General features: G+C 44.6%; 15 protein-coding genes and 1 pseudogene. 5 read left to right on the plus strand and 11 right to left on the minus strand.

The annotated features are described in order from the left end of the window. Positions 1-145: pseudogene (locus LH47_RS15400) on the plus strand (UPF0236 family protein); the annotation flags it as partial. 225 nt (positions 146-370) lie between these two features. After that, the gene (locus LH47_RS11705) at positions 371-778 is read left to right on the plus strand and encodes a YwpF-like family protein (protein WP_043967730.1); all 408 of its coding nucleotides are present in this window, start codon (positions 371-373) and stop codon (positions 776-778) included. Here the strand turns inward: LH47_RS11705 and LH47_RS11710 are convergent. The 10 genes from LH47_RS11710 to LH47_RS11755 form a co-directional block, all read right to left on the minus strand. After that, positions 775-1,278 carry a class D sortase gene (locus LH47_RS11710; RefSeq protein WP_043967732.1) on the minus strand — a complete coding sequence of 168 codons (504 nt, stop codon included), beginning with the start codon at positions 1,276-1,278 and terminating at the stop codon, positions 775-777. The two genes, LH47_RS11705 and LH47_RS11710, sit on opposite strands and share 4 nt — an antisense overlap. Then, entirely contained in the window at positions 1,260-2,180 is a 921-nt protein-coding gene (locus tag LH47_RS11715) for a processed acidic surface protein (RefSeq protein ID WP_043967735.1), read from the minus strand. Before LH47_RS11715 ends, LH47_RS11710 begins: the two co-directional genes overlap by 19 nt. Before the next feature lie 60 nt (positions 2,181-2,240). Further along, positions 2,241-3,587, minus strand: coding sequence for an aspartate kinase (locus tag LH47_RS11720; protein WP_043967737.1), 1,347 nt, complete (start codon positions 3,585-3,587; stop codon positions 2,241-2,243). A 49-nt stretch (positions 3,588-3,636) separates the two neighbouring features. After that, on the minus strand, positions 3,637-4,065 hold the full coding sequence (locus LH47_RS11725; protein ID WP_043967739.1) for a DUF1284 domain-containing protein: 429 nt from the start codon (positions 4,063-4,065) through the stop codon (positions 3,637-3,639). A gap of 34 nt (positions 4,066-4,099) precedes the next feature. Next, entirely contained in the window at positions 4,100-4,582 is a 483-nt protein-coding gene (locus LH47_RS11730) for a competence protein ComK (RefSeq protein ID WP_043967741.1), read from the minus strand. An 89-nt stretch (positions 4,583-4,671) separates the two neighbouring features. Next, entirely contained in the window at positions 4,672-6,780 is a 2,109-nt protein-coding gene (locus LH47_RS11735) for a methyl-accepting chemotaxis protein (protein WP_043967743.1), read from the minus strand. A 94-nt stretch (positions 6,781-6,874) separates the two neighbouring features. Next, positions 6,875-7,957: a polysaccharide pyruvyl transferase CsaB gene (gene csaB / locus LH47_RS11740; RefSeq protein ID WP_043967745.1), complete on the minus strand. Its 1,083-nt coding sequence runs from the start codon at positions 7,955-7,957 to the stop codon at positions 6,875-6,877. Further along, entirely contained in the window at positions 7,954-9,840 is a 1,887-nt protein-coding gene (locus LH47_RS11745; RefSeq protein ID WP_043967747.1) for a DUF5693 family protein, read from the minus strand. The genes csaB and LH47_RS11745 overlap by 4 nt, the downstream gene beginning before the upstream one ends. After that, entirely contained in the window at positions 9,813-11,345 is a 1,533-nt protein-coding gene (locus LH47_RS11750; protein WP_043967750.1) for a putative polysaccharide biosynthesis protein, read from the minus strand. The genes LH47_RS11745 and LH47_RS11750 overlap by 28 nt, the downstream gene beginning before the upstream one ends. Continuing rightward, complete coding sequence (locus LH47_RS11755) at positions 11,342-12,076, minus strand: WecB/TagA/CpsF family glycosyltransferase (RefSeq protein WP_043967752.1); 735 nt, start codon at positions 12,074-12,076, stop codon at positions 11,342-11,344. Before LH47_RS11755 ends, LH47_RS11750 begins: the two co-directional genes overlap by 4 nt. 139 nt (positions 12,077-12,215) lie before the next feature. Here LH47_RS11755 and LH47_RS11760 point away from each other — a divergent pair, with 139 nt between their 5' ends. Continuing rightward, entirely contained in the window at positions 12,216-12,785 is a 570-nt protein-coding gene (locus LH47_RS11760) for a hypothetical protein (protein ID WP_235341122.1), read from the plus strand. Between the two features lie 22 nt (positions 12,786-12,807). Here the strand turns inward: LH47_RS11760 and LH47_RS11765 are convergent, their stop codons facing one another. Further along, positions 12,808-13,962, minus strand: a complete 1,155-nt coding sequence (locus LH47_RS11765) for a cyclin family protein (RefSeq protein WP_043967755.1) — start codon at positions 13,960-13,962, stop codon at positions 12,808-12,810. A gap of 126 nt (positions 13,963-14,088) precedes the next feature. On the opposite strand from LH47_RS11765, the gene LH47_RS11770 reads away from it, so the two are divergent. Then, positions 14,089-14,946 carry a CvfB family protein gene (locus LH47_RS11770; RefSeq protein ID WP_043967757.1) on the plus strand — a complete coding sequence of 286 codons (858 nt, stop codon included), beginning with the start codon at positions 14,089-14,091 and terminating at the stop codon, positions 14,944-14,946. Then, a complete protein-coding gene (locus tag LH47_RS11775) occupies positions 14,943-15,935 on the plus strand; it encodes a Gfo/Idh/MocA family protein (protein WP_043967760.1) in 993 nt (330 codons plus the stop codon). Before LH47_RS11770 ends, LH47_RS11775 begins: the two co-directional genes overlap by 4 nt. Positions 15,936-16,259: the final 324 nt, after the last annotated feature.

Consider the following 16,259-nt stretch of genomic DNA (forward strand, 5'->3'; position numbering starts at 1 on the left):
GTCCAAGCGGGTTGAACAGGCCAAACGGAAGGCAGGACGGTTGTGGGCAGATGTGGTGCGTCAGAATCTACCGTGTCTGCAGCGGTCATCCGGGACGCCGATCCATCAAGCGTTGTCGGCGCTTCGGGATTTTGGTTGGGTGTAAAAAAATGGAATACAATATCATCACTTCAAGATGAGGGATGAGAGTCCAAAAGCGCTTACGATATCAATTCCTGAAAATGGTTCGCTAACTAGTGATTGACAACACCCGTAGTGAACCGAAAAAATGTTCTCCACAAAGTCTTGACTGACTCCTTTTTCTTTTCTTTTTTTGTTGTCTGTTGTTCGTATGATATAATGGAAATAACTACTGTTGCGAGGTGGTTTTGTGAAAACATTTAAGCTTGTCGCCCTTACACTATTACACGAGCAAAAACAAAACATTCCGCTCATTGACGGTTTAATGATTAATAAAGAAGATGAAAATAAACGCTGGCTTGTCGAAGCATATATGGATCAAACATATTACAAGCTTTTCACCTCATTAAAGGAAAAAGGCGAATCGTTCGATGCGCTCGCCACCATTTCACGAACAACGAACGATCCTGCCCATATACGTGCCACCGTCCGTTCGGTGACAATGATGGGGGAACGAATAAGTGTATTAATGGATGCAACGATTGTGAAACGCTCCAATTTAGCTGAAGTCGTGTTAGAAGATTTAGTCCAACGTGGCTTGCACGGCGAAACGCTTCTACAACAATTCAAACAACAAATGCATACAAAAAGAGGCTAACGTTTCCGTTTCGCCACAACGACATACCGTTTCGGAGCATCCCCGATCCACCGAAACGGATAGCATGTAATTAACGTCAACGTCGGATGCGCCTTTGGAACGAGCACTGTTTGATCGTCAGGACGAACGATGCGAATATGTTGCACGATATACGTCCACGTTTTGTCGTTCGTCCGCACGATCAGCTCATCGCCTAATTGAATGTCACCGAGCTGGCGAAATACCGTATCGCGATGCCCTGCTAAAATGGTATGGTTTCCCTTTCCTGGGAGCGCGCTTCGTTCATCATGTGCTACTCCCTTGTCCAATTGTTCCATCCCTTCGTAAATCGGCATATATATGTTTCGTTTCGGAATGAAAAGCGTCCCGATCGCATCCTCTTGTTGATTGAGAGGTTGCCCGCTTTGTTGCACCGCTTCATACGCCCGATGCCAACCGAGCGCATTTGCCCAAATGAAAGATGCCCCAAAAAGAAACAACGCTATCGCAACGACTCGCATCGTTTTCCCCTCTTCCATAACACGAAACTCCCTAACAAAAAGCAGACGCCGATGACGATGTTCAGTCCGTAAGAAGAAGCTGTTTTTGGCATGCGCGCAACGAGCAAGCCGCTTTCTAAATCGAGCGCCATCTTGCCGATATGTGCGAGTTGTTCGCTTACATCAATAAACGTACTTTCATTCATTCGTTCGCGCGGAATGTACACATCCGCAACAAAATTTCCTTTCTCATCGTACCATTCCATCACGACAGGGGCATGAACGGTTTGTAATTGTTCAAACGAAATCGGGGTTCGTCCTTGTTCATTGACTTCATATACTTTTGCTTGAAGCCGATAAAGCGAAAGCCATTCGTTCCAAAAGCGGAGCACTGTTTCTCGCTCTTGTTTTGTTAACGGTACAGATGGATCGCGCAGGACGAGCGTTTGTATTTGTTCGTCGAGACGTTCAAATGTTTGTTTTGCAGATGGAGGGGTACGTTCAAATAGACGGCGAATTTCATCCTCCGTTAGTCCAATCGTCGCTAACATATCTGTCATCGCTTGCATCGCATCATAACGATCGCGGTAAAACGATAGTGCATAATCTAAATCTTCGACGAACGTATAGTGTTGCAGCTGTTCGCCGAACTGCCCGAGAAGCGCTTCCGCTTCTTCTTTCGTCATATCGTACCGTAACAACAACGCATCGAGACGTTCAGGCGTAATCGGGGTACCGAGCTGCTTTTTTAACGCGTCAAGCGATGAAAAATCGTGAATCGTCATATTCCATTTCGCCAAATAACGCCTCAAATCTTCCATCGTCCACCCGATGTCTTGTACATACTGTTTTACCGCTTCTTCATATGTCGCTGCTTGCACTGGTGTGGCGAATAAAAAAAGAAATAACCATAGCACGCGCATCTTTTTTCCTCCCCTATGTGTGCTATGGTTATTTTGTTCGATTATTCCATTTTTATACGATTAAAAATATACTTCATATAGTGCACGCACCGCTTTTTCTACCGCATCGGCTTTCACACCAAACATCATGCTGACTTCCGATGAACCTTGGTTAATCATTTCGATGTTGACGTTCGCCCGTGCGAAAGCCGCTGTTGCTTTTGCGGCAATACCGACGCTGCGCTCCATTCCTTCCCCGACGACCATAATAAGCGCCAAATCGCGTTCGATCGACACTTCATCGACATGCAATTCGTTTACGATGCGATCTAATACGCGGCGTTCGACGTCGCCAGCTAATTGTTCTTCACGTAAAATGACAGACATGTTGTCAATGCCTGATGGCGTATGTTCATATGAAATGCCTTCGTCTTCTAAAATTTGTAATAGACGGCGTCCAAATCCGATTTCGCGGTTCATTAAATATTTGCTGACGTTAATGCTGCAAAATCCTGTATCGCTGGCGATGCCTGCGACCGGGCGTTCACGATGGTCTCTCGTTGCGACGATCATCGTTCCTTTCGCTTCTGGATTGTTCGTATTTTTCACACATACTGGAATACCACGGCGATATACAGGTTCAAGCGCTTCATCGTGAAAAACGGAAAACCCAGCGTACGACAATTCGCGCATTTCACGATACGTCAACTCTTTTAATTGGCACGGATGTTCCACAATGGACGGGTTGACGCAATAAATGGAATCAACGTCTGTAAAGTTTTCATACAGCTCCGCTCCAACACCTGCCGCCACGATCGAACCTGTAATATCCGAGCCGCCGCGCGGGAATGTGACGATATGACCTGAACGGGAGTAGCCGAAAAAGCCTGGAATAATTAAAATGCCGCTTCGCTCATTTAATTTGGCGAGCTGTTCGTATGACTCAGGTAACACTTGCGCATTGCCCGGTTCGTCTGTGACGAAAATGCCTGCGTCTTTCGGACTGACGTAATGCGCCTCATATCCGAGCTGGCGGAGATAATGCGCCATCAGTTTTGCATTGTTATCTTCCCCGCTCGCTTTTAACGCATCGAGTAAACGTTCTGGCTGATCATGATATGTATCGATGAGTTGTTGTAAATGGGCGGAAATGACATCTAAAATATCGCGCGACAACTGTAAGTCAGTTACAATTTCATCATAGCGCGCAACGACTTGGGCGAGCACCCCTTCGTATATGTCATTTTCGATGACTTTTTTCGCCAATGTAATTAACAAATCCGTCATTTTTGTGTCGTCTTTAAACCGTTTTCCCGGCGCAGAGACGACGACAAATTTGCGCGCTGTATCCGATGTGACGATGTTTGCTACTTTTTGAAATTGTGCTGCATTCGCAACAGAACTTCCCCCGAATTTTGCTACTTTCATATGCAATAACCCTTTCTTTCTATTTTTATTTCATAATCATAGCACAACTTTATTCGTTTTTGTCAGAAAAGTTTTTTAATTTTCGTATTCCTTCTTTACAAACGCCATACGACAGCCATGAACACCCTTCACAAAGCACGTCTAAATCATTCGGTTCAACCATTCGTTTCGTTCGTTCGATCAGCTCCGATTTCATATATACGCCTCGTTCTTTCAGCTGTAGCTGGTTGAGCACACGTCGATCCATTGCCAACACATGATCGTTCGACGCTTCATCTGCTTCACAGCGATCCACCCCATGATGCGGGCATGCATCACATGCTTCATCGAGGGCGGCGATGACGCGAATCGGAAAATCGTACTCGTCGTTTCGTATATCATCGACAATTTCGCTCATTTTTTTGACGAACGATTCACTATACCCCATTCCTTGAAACCCGTGTACACATAATAAATGATGTCCTCGTAACGTCCGCATCGTTTTCCTCTTTTCTCAATTGAAATATTATACACTATTTTTCATAGTTATTCAATATTCTTTGTTGTAAAATGAAAATTAACATCGCCGTTTTATACATCTTCCCTTCCATCGTTCCTTTTTGTATATCAACAATTAATTGTTTATTATTTTTTAAAACGACTTTCGTTTTCTTTTTCCCATGCGGTTGTATCGTCTTGATGTGAGATTGAGCAATCCATACGCATCGGTCGCTGTCAGGAGAACATGTTGGAAAGAAGTAAAGCCGAAGCGCTTCACAAACGGAGACGGGAGCCATTTGCCGAATGCCGAGAATATGTTTTGCTGCTTGTACTTTTCCTTCATACGTACTTCCATAATAGCGGCAGCTTTGTTGCATAATTTGTTTCGGCGACTGGTCCACTTTGTACGTGTCGTACAGCTCATAAACGATTGTGCCAAGCCGACCGTATTCATCATATTGCGGCACGAGCGCAGCCGTTTCCTCCATAATAATGTATTCTTCCATCCGTTCCATCCAAACTCCCCCTCACAAATATATGTTCGCATTTATTATAATGAATTTTCATAATTTTAACAACAAAAATCCCGGAGAAATATCCGGGACTAAACGGTAAATTGCTTTCCTTTTTCGGCTAAATGTTGCGCCTTGTCGCTTAACGTTTGCACGTTTGCAGCAATTTCTTGAACAGCAGAAAGCAATTGTTCGTGTGCAGCTGCTGCCGTTTGTGTTTGCTGTTCTGCTTCTTGTGCGATCGCTTCGGTCTCTTTCATCGTCATCGCCAGTTCATCAAACGCATTTGTCATCACCGCAATTTTTTGAGCGACATCGTCCATTTGTGTCATCACATGATTTGTCGTTTGGTGAATGCGATTAAACGTTTCGTCCGCTTCGTGTGCGATCGTCATGCTTTTTTCGGACTCTTGCCGAACATGTTGCATCGCTTGAACCGATTGTGATGTATCCGTTTGTACTTCTTGCAATAGTTCGCGTATTTGCTTTGCAGATAAAGACGATTGTTCCGCAAGATTTCTTACTTCGTCTGCGACAACGGCAAATCCGCGACCGTGCTCGCCTGCGCGCGCGGCTTCAATGGCGGCATTTAACGCAAGCAAGTTCGTTTGTTCAGCAATGTTTGTAATCATCGTCGCCATTTGGGCAATGTCAGCAGAGCGTTGATGCAACGATTGAATCCATTCGCTCGATTGCGTAATAAAATCGTTCATCGTTTTCATTTGTGCAATCATTTTATCCATCGCCGCTGTTCCTTTTTCGGCTTCATTTGTCATTGCTCGCGCCGCGTCTGCTGCTTCTTGTGAACGAGATAAAATGTAGTTTGTATCGTCAACAAGCGTATGAACCGCCTCGACATTTTGCTGCGCCCACATGCGTTGCTTGCTCGATCCAGCGGCGACTTCTTCCATCGTCGCCCCGACTTGTTCCATCGCTTGCGCTGCTTCTTCCGTAATCGCAGTCAACTCATGGGCGGATGCGGATACGTCATACGTCAATTGTTGGTTTGCACTAATCATTGATCGGAATGAAGCGACGAGCGATTGAAATGACTGGGCAATATGCGCAAATTCATCGTTTGATGAGACGGACATTTGCACCGTTAAATCTCCGCCCGCCGCTTGTTTGCTTGCCTGCTCAATCGCTGTAATTTGTTCACGCACCGCCATGTAAAAAGCGATAAACAAGTAAATGACAACTGAAACAGCAAAAGCCCCTAATGCGATCGTCGCCCATTTCTCAATCGTCACCGCCTGATATTCACCATCTAAATGCGTTTGAAACGCATGTAATGAAAAGCGAGCCAACTCATATAGCTGTTCATGCGCATGATTCGTTTTTTCATATAAGTCAACCGATGTGAACGAAATGCGATTCGTTTGCAAAAATTCGCGTTGAAGTAAGCTTGTCATGCTTAATAAATCTGTTGAGATGATGTCGTTATATTGTTGCACTTTTTTGCGCATCTTTTCATCGTCAGCAAAAAGCGGAGCGGTTGCTCGGCTGATCGTTTGCATGGACGTTTCTAATACGTTTATCCAATATGTCATTTTTGAACGTTCAATTTCATACAATTCGCTTTTTAACGTCAGCTCTGCCACAAACGACTGCGCCCTTCCGATCGTTTCCGTAAGAAATGGCACGTGCTCAACAAATAGACGGGCTAAATAATGATTGTTCATATCGTTATCGAGCGACACATTCGAACGGCTAGCCACATGAAGCAACAATTGATGCAAATCGTAGACGAGAGCGTTATGACGCTTCACCGCCTCGCTTGCCGTGTACATTTTCCAATTGTCTTGCACATCTTGCATTTGCTGCAACAACTGCTTCCATTTCTCTTCCTCAATAAAGTTTGCTTTTTGCTCTTTATGTACGCTTTGTAACGTTTGCATTGATTTTTTCAACATCGCTTGCGCCTCTGCCACTTTTTCTTCTTTCCCATGTCCGAGAAGAACGGTCGTCGTATATTCGCGATGTTTTTGTAAACTATACATCGCATCAATCATCGGGGCGATGTATGCCACTCCTTGCTTTTCTTTTTCAAGCAGCGTCGCCTTATCGGTCAATAACCGAACGTACAAGACACTTATTGAAAAAAGGGTGAACATAAAAATTGTCGCGAGCAACATAAACTTTTTACTAAAAGGCAAGCCATTCAATAGCTTTTTTCCTAACGTAAACATCGGCGCATTCACGCTCCTTACGAAAACAATATATACATATTGTTTTCTATTTTATCAGACGATTCATAAAAATTATATAACAAAAATAAAAAATAGGTCATTCGACCTATTTTTTCTCTCGGAACAAAGCGAGCGCTTCTGCCGCGGTTTGTTGCGCGACTTGTTGAAGCGGTGCAACGGCATAAACCATTGCTTCTTTTCGCTCTTCTCGTTTATTCATACATTGTTGAATATAGGAAAATAGTGCTTCGCCGTCCCAGTGATCATCTTCCACGTGAGCGAACACCGGTTGATTCGCTTGCTCGGCAAACGCATCAATTTTCGGATCGTACGATAAAGCGATAAACGGCGTCTGACCGACAGCGGCAAAAATTAATGCGTGCAAGCGCATCCCGACAAGCAAGTGCGCACTTGCAATCATCGCCATTTTTTCCCCAATACTTGCGTCATAAGGAGCAACGATGGCATGCTCTTTCATCACTCCCAACACACGCCGCGACGTTTCATCATCATGACGTCCGTGCATCGGGATGAATACGACGTCAAAACCTGCTTGGACAGAACGGTCAAGCGCAATCGCCATTTTTCTTTCAAAATCGCGACCACGTGCCCAATCGCGTACAGAAACAGCGATGACAGGACGCGTGAACGACTGTTGTTGCCACCAAACGGTCGGCGTTGTCGGTGGCTGTAGCCCCATCACTGGATCAGGCACGACGGTGATCGGCTTTGTGATCCCTAACGTCTTTAATAGTTTTGCGGACGGCTCGTCGCGCACCGTTAGACGATCGACTTGATTAAGCGTCCATTTCATGAGCCATTGGTTTTGCTTTTTGTTGACAGGACCCATGCCTTGTGCATAAACCATGACCGGTTTGCCTAACCATTTCGCAATTTGCATAATTCCTGTATAGTACGGGATGCTGCGCCATCCGGTTTGATCTTGAAGCAAACTTCCACCGCCGCTAATTAAACCGTCACTATGACGAAGAGCTTGAACGATATCACCAACGCTCCAACGGTTCACCGCATGAACGCCATACGTTTTTTCTGTAAAGGCAGGATCGTTGGAAAGCACGGTCACTTGCACATTTGGATCATGCGCACGGAGCGCTTGAATAATCGCATATAAAATCGCCTCATCACCGACGTTATGAAAACCGTAATATCCGGATAACACGATGTTCATCTTATCACCTTTTTCCATGCCCACTCATATACGTAAATAAGCACGATGCCAATGACGAATCCAAGCCCAAGACTATATATCGTGCGAATAAACGAAATAAATAATGGGATATGCAAATGTGTAAATGTATTGATAATAGATAGCCATCCGATCGTTCCAACGATAAGGAGAATAGACCCCAGCTTTTTTTGCTTATTTATGACAAATAACGCAAGCAAGTACGCTGGAAAACCGAGCAAAAACTCTTTCGTGCGCGGACGTACGTACAACCATTCTTCAAGTTTTTGCCTCGCCGCTAGCTCAAGCGCACTTGCAGTTCCCGTATTTCCGGAGCGCAAGACGTAGTACGCAAGCAAAGCGAAAATAAACATGCTAAGCACAACGTGTCCAATCGTAATCGGCTGCTTCCATAGTTTTTTAAAAAACGGTATAAGTGGTTGTCCGATGATCGACGGTAATACGAGTAAAATCATTGCCACAAGAGGCACGACGTAAACGAGTTTCACCCCGCGAAATCCTTCACCGACATAAGCCATATATTCATTTCCGTACAACATCGTCACAATCCAGCTTATCCCAACAAACGAAATAGCAATCGCGCGGCCGTATGCGGTAATCGTTCCGCGCCATCCTTCCCGAACGGAAGACGGCTTCGCTGCATAAATAGGCGTGACAATCGCTACAAGCAGCGCTAGCGCTTTTAAAGCGAAATCAATGGCTAACACCGTACCTGCAATGCCTAAAACGAACGCTCCACCTGACGCAAGCAGCGCAATGATCGGTGATACAAGAGAACGAACAGCGAGAAACACGAAAGCAGCTGCCCCGACAATAAATCCGATCGTCGCTATATAGGAACGTTCAAGCGGTGCGAACGGTTCGCTGTTGCCTAGCGTATAGTGATTTGGCATATGTTGAACAATTTGTTTCATTACCGTGATCGTTTTTTCAATATTTTGCTGGTCATCTAATGACGTATACGGACGAATAAATAAGGCGCGAATATTTCGTTCTTTTACTGCGCGAACCGCCACATCTACTGCTTCATCTGGTTTACGCTGCTCTAAATTTAAACTATGCAGACGAACGACGTGCACATTCATCGCTTTCGCTAATGTCGTCAATCCTTTCGCTTCGTAAAACTCCGTTGAAAATAACGCATACCCTGCTTCGTTCCATCTTTTTCCCCATTTTTCAACATCAGACGGATAACCAGCAACTTCTTCCCCTGTCGGTAACAGTTTCGATATGTGTTCGTTTTTTAACGTTTCTACTTGTTGAAGGACACGTGCACTCGCTTCATTCATATCGCGCGCATCTGGAATGCGAAGCACGACCATGAAACGACGTGTCATGAGGTCAGAAATTTTCGTTTCGTCATATCCAAGGGGAACACGCTCGATTTTTTTCGCATTTCCTTCAATCATATAGTACGTTTTTCCGTTTACTTCGACAGCTTTTACGTCATCTCCAAACGTTGCTTGTAACGATGTAGCCGTAGGAAACGTATCGTCGAGCGGATAAACGACGATGCCACGCGCTGGCGTCACAACATGTTCATCTGCTAACACAAGTGCCTGTTTCCATTCCCCCATTTTAAATAGCAACACACGTCCGGACTTTTCAAGTGAATCAAGCGTTTCTGCTTCCACGCTCACCGTTGTTAGCCCCGCTTCTTTTAGTTGCTTCCATACTTGTTCTTCATCTTCTTGCAACCACGCTTCCACTTCATCGTATGGCATAATGATTTCATACGTTCGATTGTTCCACTCTGCCTCATGCCGCTTGCCAATCGCTGGGGCAACAAGGAGAAGCGAAATGGCTATAATGAACAACAACCACTTTTTCACATCATTCATCCCTTCTTTGTTTGATTCAACCATTGGCGAAACTGTTGAAGCGTCACACCACCAAATGCGAGCACAACCCCAAGGTAAAATAAACCGCCTGCGACCGTCGCAGCTGTGACGTAACCGAGGGAGGCGAGTCGTCCCCACGTTGGAGAAATGAAAAATAAACCGACTCCCATCACAACAGAAGCAGCGACATACACGACGACTTTTCGGCTCCAAAAAGCGAGCGAAACGCGCCGACGAATCGCCATATGATTCGCCCATGTAATAAACCCATATGTAATCAATGTCGAAATACCGGCACCAATTAAGCCGTATAATGAAACGAATAAGGCGTTTGTTCCCCATTTCACGATACAGCCGATTAAAATGATGGCTGCCGCTCGTTTTGGCTCACCAATCCCTTGCAAAATGCCTGTTCCAAGCAAAGCAAGCGACGTAAATACGGAACTTGCTAATACGACCGCCATTGTCGCGCTTCCTTCGTTATTTGTAAATAGCGCGATGTTTAAAGGGACGGTCAACCCAGCTAAGCCGGCTGCAATCGGCCACGATAAAAAATGTGATAAGTCAAACGATTTTTGAACGGTTTGCTGTGCTAAACTGGCTTCCCCTTTTGCCATTTGTTTACTTAATAAAGGAATAAGCGGAAGCACGAGCGAAGATGAAAACACTGTCGCAATTTGCACAAGCGCTGTTCCGCGGCTATACAATCCAAATAAATAGCTCGTCTCTCCCTCTGCTGTTCCGTACCAACGAAGGGCGATCGGGACAGAAAGCGAATCAACTAAATTTAAAAATGGCATCGCAAGCGCCCCAAACGCAATCGGGATAGATAATTTTAAAATCGTTTTGCTTGTCTGTACCCATTGCACGCGCGAAAGCTTCACGCGCTTCGGACGGTTAGGGGAACGGGCATATAATATACGCAAATAGATGAGACTTGCTAAGGCACCGAGCGGCGAGCCGATCATGATTCCCCCGGCAACGATATCATCACGATATGCAGCTTGAACCATATAAAAAGCAACAAGTAAAATGAAAGCGACGCGCACGAATTGTTCTAGCACTTGTGAAGCTGCGGTCGGTTTCATATTTTCAAGGCCTTGGAAAAATCCGCGATATACCGCCATATACGGCGAGATGAGCAGCGTCGTTGAAACGACAACAATGGCTAATCGCGCTTCTGAACCGCCAAGCGCCTTCGCAATCCAAAATGAACCGCCTGCAAGGAGTGAAAAACTGAGCACACCGAAGCTAAATGCTAATAAGCTTGCGGTTTGTACAAGTCGCGCCACCTCTTCTTCTTTTTGGCGAGCGCGCGCTTCGGAAATTAACTTCGATACGGCAATCGGAATACCGGCAACGGATAAAATTAAAGCGACCATATAGAGCGGATAAACGAGACTAAAAATGCCGAGCACTTTATCTCCTGCAATATTTTGCAGCGGAATACGAAAAATGCTGCCAAGCACTTTTGAAATGATCGTCCCAATCGTTAAAATGATCGTCCCTTTGACAAACGACTGGCTCATTTTCCGACAACCTTTTGCTTTAAAATCGTCCACGCAAACCGCGGCAACGCAAGCATCCGTTTCGCCCGCGTCGGCTGCTTCAATAAACGATATAGCCACTCTAAATGAAGGCGAATCCATAGTTCAGGAGCACGTTTGACCACCCCGGCAAGCACGTCAAAACTTCCGCCAACTCCCATCCATATACCTCGTCCTACCGTCTCTATATGTTCCGCAATCCATTGCTCTTGTTTTCCCATTCCTAATGCAACAAAAACGAAATCTGGTTGCGCTTGCTTCACTTCTTCGACAATCGTTTTGTCATTCCAATCAAAGTAACCGTTGCGCACGCCGACTAAACGAACGTTTGGATAGTGGGTACGAATATGTTGCGCAGCTGCTTGAACTACTTCTTCTTTTGCGCCGATCATATATACACGATATTCGTGTTCATTTGCAAGCTGCAAGCACCGGCATAATAAATCGTACCCGGCGACGCGCTCAGGCAAAGGGGTGCCAAGCAGTTCGGCCGCTTTGACAACTCCAATCCCATCGGCAACGACATAATCTGCTTGTTGAATCGTTGCCATATATGTTGGTTCTTCTTTTGCTTTCATCACAATTTCAGGATTGGCCGTGACGATAAAGCACGGCTTTTGTTGTTTGACGCGCTCATGAACGATGGCAACCATGTCATCCATCGTTGCGCGCACAAACGGGACTCCAAGTATATGAACCGTTTGAAACGACATACAAAACGCTCCTCCAATTCAATTGTTCGACAACATTATTAATGATATCACATGACTATGACATTGACTATTTCTTCTTCGGCATAACATTGGTAAACTAATGGTATACATACACGCAAAAGAAAGGATTGTGTACACAATGGAAAAATGGACAAATGATACGGTCAATCGGACAGTCATGGCACTTGTACAGCAACTGACAAAAGACTGGACGAAAACGAAAGTACACTCAGAAATATTAGAAATTTTCATGAACATGCGTTTAGAAACGAAAAATGAAGAAGAATATGTGAATTTGCTTTTAACGAATGTCGCCTTTGCTACGGAATCGAGTTTTGCCTTACAAAAAATATTTGAGCTTATTTTATTAAATAAACAATTTCCACCTGCTGAAGCTGTACAAGCTTGGCTAACGGATGCGCATGAAAAAATTCAAGAACAATTGCCAACGTTGCGTGACGTGTATTGGAAACATTTTAGCAACACAAAAGGCGAGGAGAACATGAAAAGAAAACTCGAGTTAAGCTATTGCCCTGTACTGCTAAGCAATCGCATCAAAACAGATTTCATTTTCGCCTTCATTCACGAACAAAATCAGCCGATGATGAAAGACTTTTTTCACGCCGATCCGAAAGCCGTGCTCGAAGCACTTCACCACATTAGCGGCTTTTTCGCCAGCATGATTTTAGAAGGCATCGATCTCATATAAAAAAGGGAGCCGCGCGCTCCCTTTACTCCTCTTCATCGCAATCTTCACATACTTCAAATATATCTTCATCGTCCCAATCGTCACCCCATTCATCCCAATCGTCATCACTCCACTCGTCCCATTCGTCATCTCCCCCAAGCGCTTCGGCTAATGCGTCGATCTGCTCTTCCAAAAGTACATCTAAATCTTCAAGAGCGATATATAAATCATCCATGCGTTTCGAAAGCGTGCTTACTGATATGCCGTACATTTCCGCTAGCTGTTTTTGTGACATCCATTCTTCTTCCAAAACGGTTTCTATAAGAAGGTAATGCAAAGCAGCCGCATACACTTCCGGCTTGCGAATGTTCGGATTTTTTGCGCGGCAATATTGGCGCCATATGATACGTGCGGTATCAAGAACGCTTCGATCGCCAATGTTTGCTTTTTGTTCAAGTATCGTTAATACTTCTTGGTGCTTCGGCGACAACTCCTCCGTATCAATGAATGAAATCGATAACGACTGTTGAAAAATATATGGATATTGCTCTATCCATTGTTGACGGTCGTTGTTACATTGCTCCCAATGCTCTTGTACGACATGTCTTACAGCATTCGATAACACGATCGGAATCGGGAAAAATGTTGAAAAACAAGTGTTATATTGCCCATGTGGAACGAAAATGCCTGTTATCACTTGTCCCACTTCGAGATCGTAATCAATATGTTCATCTAACAATTTAATTTGTTTCGTTTCACCTATGACGAGATCTGTTCCGAACGCAAACGAACCGTCCATATGATCGATTTGCACAAATGACGGAAACGCTTCTTTCCAAGATGCCAAAATAGACAGCACAGATGGGCGGACGTGATGTTTCCGAATCGTACTTAAGTAGTAATCGAGAATGGTCATGCCGCGCATATCTTTTTTAAAAAACATGACCCACACACTAATAAAAAATCGGAAAATCATGAGCACATCTTCATCCCGTTCTTTTTGATTTATGTATGATTTTGTATGTTGGTATAAAAAGGACTCGTGTTCGAAAGCGGCATAGCGAATGAAATCGTGCATATGCTGTTCCACTTCTTGATCGACGAGCTTATGAATGGAAATGACATTATTCCCGCAACAATGTTTATACTTTTTCCCGCTTCCGCACGGACATAACACATTTCGGGCTACTTTATTCATCGTCTTCACCTCAATCTCTTTTCCTTTATTGTATCACGCCAAACTGGAACAAGATACATCCTTTGTCTCTTTCATTTTAATCATGTACAATAATGGATAAACTACTTACAAAAAAGGAAGAGATACATGATTGGACAAATCGTAACATGGAAAGTAAAAGAACAAAAACCGTTCGGTTACATCGTCACTGACGGAAAAGAAACGGCGTTGCTTCATGAAAGTCAATGTGAAGACGAATTACACATTGGGGAAGATGTGCATGTATTTTTATATCATGATCACGACGGACGCATGCGTGCGACAATGAAAAAACCGATTATTACAACATCGTCATACGGTTGGGTGGAAGTCGTCGATGTTGTGCCGCAATTAGGCGTTTTCGTTCATATCGGCATTGAAAAAGATATATTATTGTCGATTGACGACTTACCGTCACTTTTGACGCTTTGGCCTGAAAAAGGAGACCAATTGTACTGTTCACTCCAAGTGGACAAACGAGGGCGGCTGCTTGCTAAACTGGCAGATGAAGAAACGATGAAACAAATGAGCGTTCCTGCGCCACCTTCTGCGTTTAATACAAACGTGCGCGGGCGCATTTACCGCCTCATTAAAGCTGGCTCTTTCCTCATCACAGACGTTGGCTATCTCGGATTTATTCATGAATCACAAAGAAGACGAGAGCCGCGCCTTGGCGAACTTGTCGAAGGGCGCGTCATCGCGGTGAAAGAAAATGGAACGATGAACGTATCACTGCTTCCTCGTAAACAAGAAAGCTTACAAACGGATGCTGAAACGATTTATCGTTATCTCGAAAGCCGCGGCGGCGCGATGCCATATAGCGACAAAAGCGACCCCGAAGATATTCAAGCGCGCTTCCATATGAGTAAAGCTGCCTTTAAACGAGCGATCGGACGATTAATGAAAGAAAACAAAGTGTACCAACAAGACGGTTGGACATACATCAAAGGGAGAGAAAACGAATGATTCGCTTTGCGACAATCGGAACAAACTGGATTACAGAGGCGTTTATTCGCGCCGCCAAACAGGTTCCGTCATTTCATTTACAAGCTGTATATTCTCGCCAAAAAGAAACGGCAGATGCGTTTGCCGAAAAAACAGGCGCCACGCAAACGTTTACTAATTTACACGAGCTTGCCGCAAGTGAAAGTATTGATGCCGTATATATCGCAAGCCCAAACGCGTTTCATGCCGAACAAGCGATCGTGCTTATGAATCACGGCAAACATGTCATATGTGAAAAGCCGCTCGCTTCTAACGTCAAAGAAGTAGAAACGATGATCGAAACAGCAAGAAAAAACGATGTCGTGCTGATGGAAGCGATGAAAACAACGTGCTTGCCAAACTTTCAAACCATTCAACACCATTTGCCGAAAATCGGGCGCATTCGTCGTTACGTCGCAAGTTATTGCCAATATTCTTCGCGCTACGATGCGTTTAAGCAAGGAACGATCGCCAACGCCTTTCATCCTGACTTTTCAAGCGGCGCATTAATGGATCTTGGCGTATATTGTTTATATCCGCTCGTTGTGTTATTTGGCGAACCGAAATCGATTCAGGCGCATAGCGTCCGCTTATCGTCTGGAGTAGATGGAGAAGGAAGCATTATACTCGATTACGGTGGGATGGATGCGGTTGTTATGTATTCAAAAATCGCAAACTCTTATACTCCTGCCGAAATTCAAGGGGAAGAAGGAACAATCGTGATTGACACGATTCATACCCCAACGCTCGTGCATATTCATTACCGCGACGGGCGTAAAGAAGATATAAGCGTTCCGCAACCGCATGAGCCGATGTACTACGAGGCACTTGAATTTATGACGCTCATCGAACGAGGAGAAAAGGAATCAACGATCAACTCACACGCTCGTTCACTCGCAACGATAAAGATTATGGAAGAAGCAAGAAAACAAACAGGCATCGTCTTTCCTGCGGACGAACGTTTCGTTTAAAACGAAACGTTCTCTTTTTTTATGTAATGGTGTGAGTAAAATATTTGTGGGTGACATTCAGGAATGATTCCCCGACGAGGGTTGCGAACTTTTGTTCGCGACGCTCGTCGGGGCCACCAAGCGAAGCGCGGTAGAAAAAAGCAAATGTCATGCAAAAAGGACTCTCTCCCTGCTATGATGGTGATGACCAACATCAATAAAACAGGAGGGAGAGAGTCCATGAAACATTTTACCACAGAATGGCCTTTATTAAAAGAGCTGGAGGAACAATTAGTCAGAACTCTTCAAAAGGTGTTCGCTGTCTTGTTGGCGGCCCTTTTGGAG

Origin of the sequence: Anoxybacillus thermarum (assembly GCF_000836725.1) — a bacterium.
Taxonomy (GTDB): domain Bacteria; phylum Bacillota; class Bacilli; order Bacillales; family Anoxybacillaceae; genus Anoxybacillus; species Anoxybacillus thermarum.

Coding starts and splice junctions, on each gene's coding strand:
- LH47_RS11715 (WP_043967735.1), bottom strand. CDS start 2,180: ATGCGCGTGCTATGGTTATTTCTTTTTTTATTCGCCACACCAGTGCAA.
- LH47_RS11720 (WP_043967737.1), bottom strand. CDS start 3,587: ATGAAAGTAGCAAAATTCGGGGGAAGTTCTGTTGCGAATGCAGCACAA.
- LH47_RS11760 (WP_235341122.1), top strand. CDS start 12,216: ATGGAAAAATGGACAAATGATACGGTCAATCGGACAGTCATGGCACTT.
- csaB (WP_043967745.1), bottom strand. CDS start 7,957: ATGAACATCGTGTTATCCGGATATTACGGTTTTCATAACGTCGGTGAT.
- LH47_RS11730 (WP_043967741.1), bottom strand. CDS start 4,582: ATGGAACGGATGGAAGAATACATTATTATGGAGGAAACGGCTGCGCTC.
- LH47_RS11750 (WP_043967750.1), bottom strand. CDS start 11,345: ATGAGCCAGTCGTTTGTCAAAGGGACGATCATTTTAACGATTGGGACG.
- LH47_RS11755 (WP_043967752.1), bottom strand. CDS start 12,076: ATGTCGTTTCAAACGGTTCATATACTTGGAGTCCCGTTTGTGCGCGCA.
- LH47_RS11745 (WP_043967747.1), bottom strand. CDS start 9,840: ATGGTTGAATCAAACAAAGAAGGGATGAATGATGTGAAAAAGTGGTTG.
- LH47_RS11765 (WP_043967755.1), bottom strand. CDS start 13,962: ATGAATAAAGTAGCCCGAAATGTGTTATGTCCGTGCGGAAGCGGGAAA.
- LH47_RS11710 (WP_043967732.1), bottom strand. CDS start 1,278: ATGCGAGTCGTTGCGATAGCGTTGTTTCTTTTTGGGGCATCTTTCATT.
- LH47_RS11775 (WP_043967760.1), top strand. CDS start 14,943: ATGATTCGCTTTGCGACAATCGGAACAAACTGGATTACAGAGGCGTTT.
- LH47_RS11770 (WP_043967757.1), top strand. CDS start 14,089: ATGATTGGACAAATCGTAACATGGAAAGTAAAAGAACAAAAACCGTTC.
- LH47_RS11725 (WP_043967739.1), bottom strand. CDS start 4,065: ATGCGGACGTTACGAGGACATCATTTATTATGTGTACACGGGTTTCAA.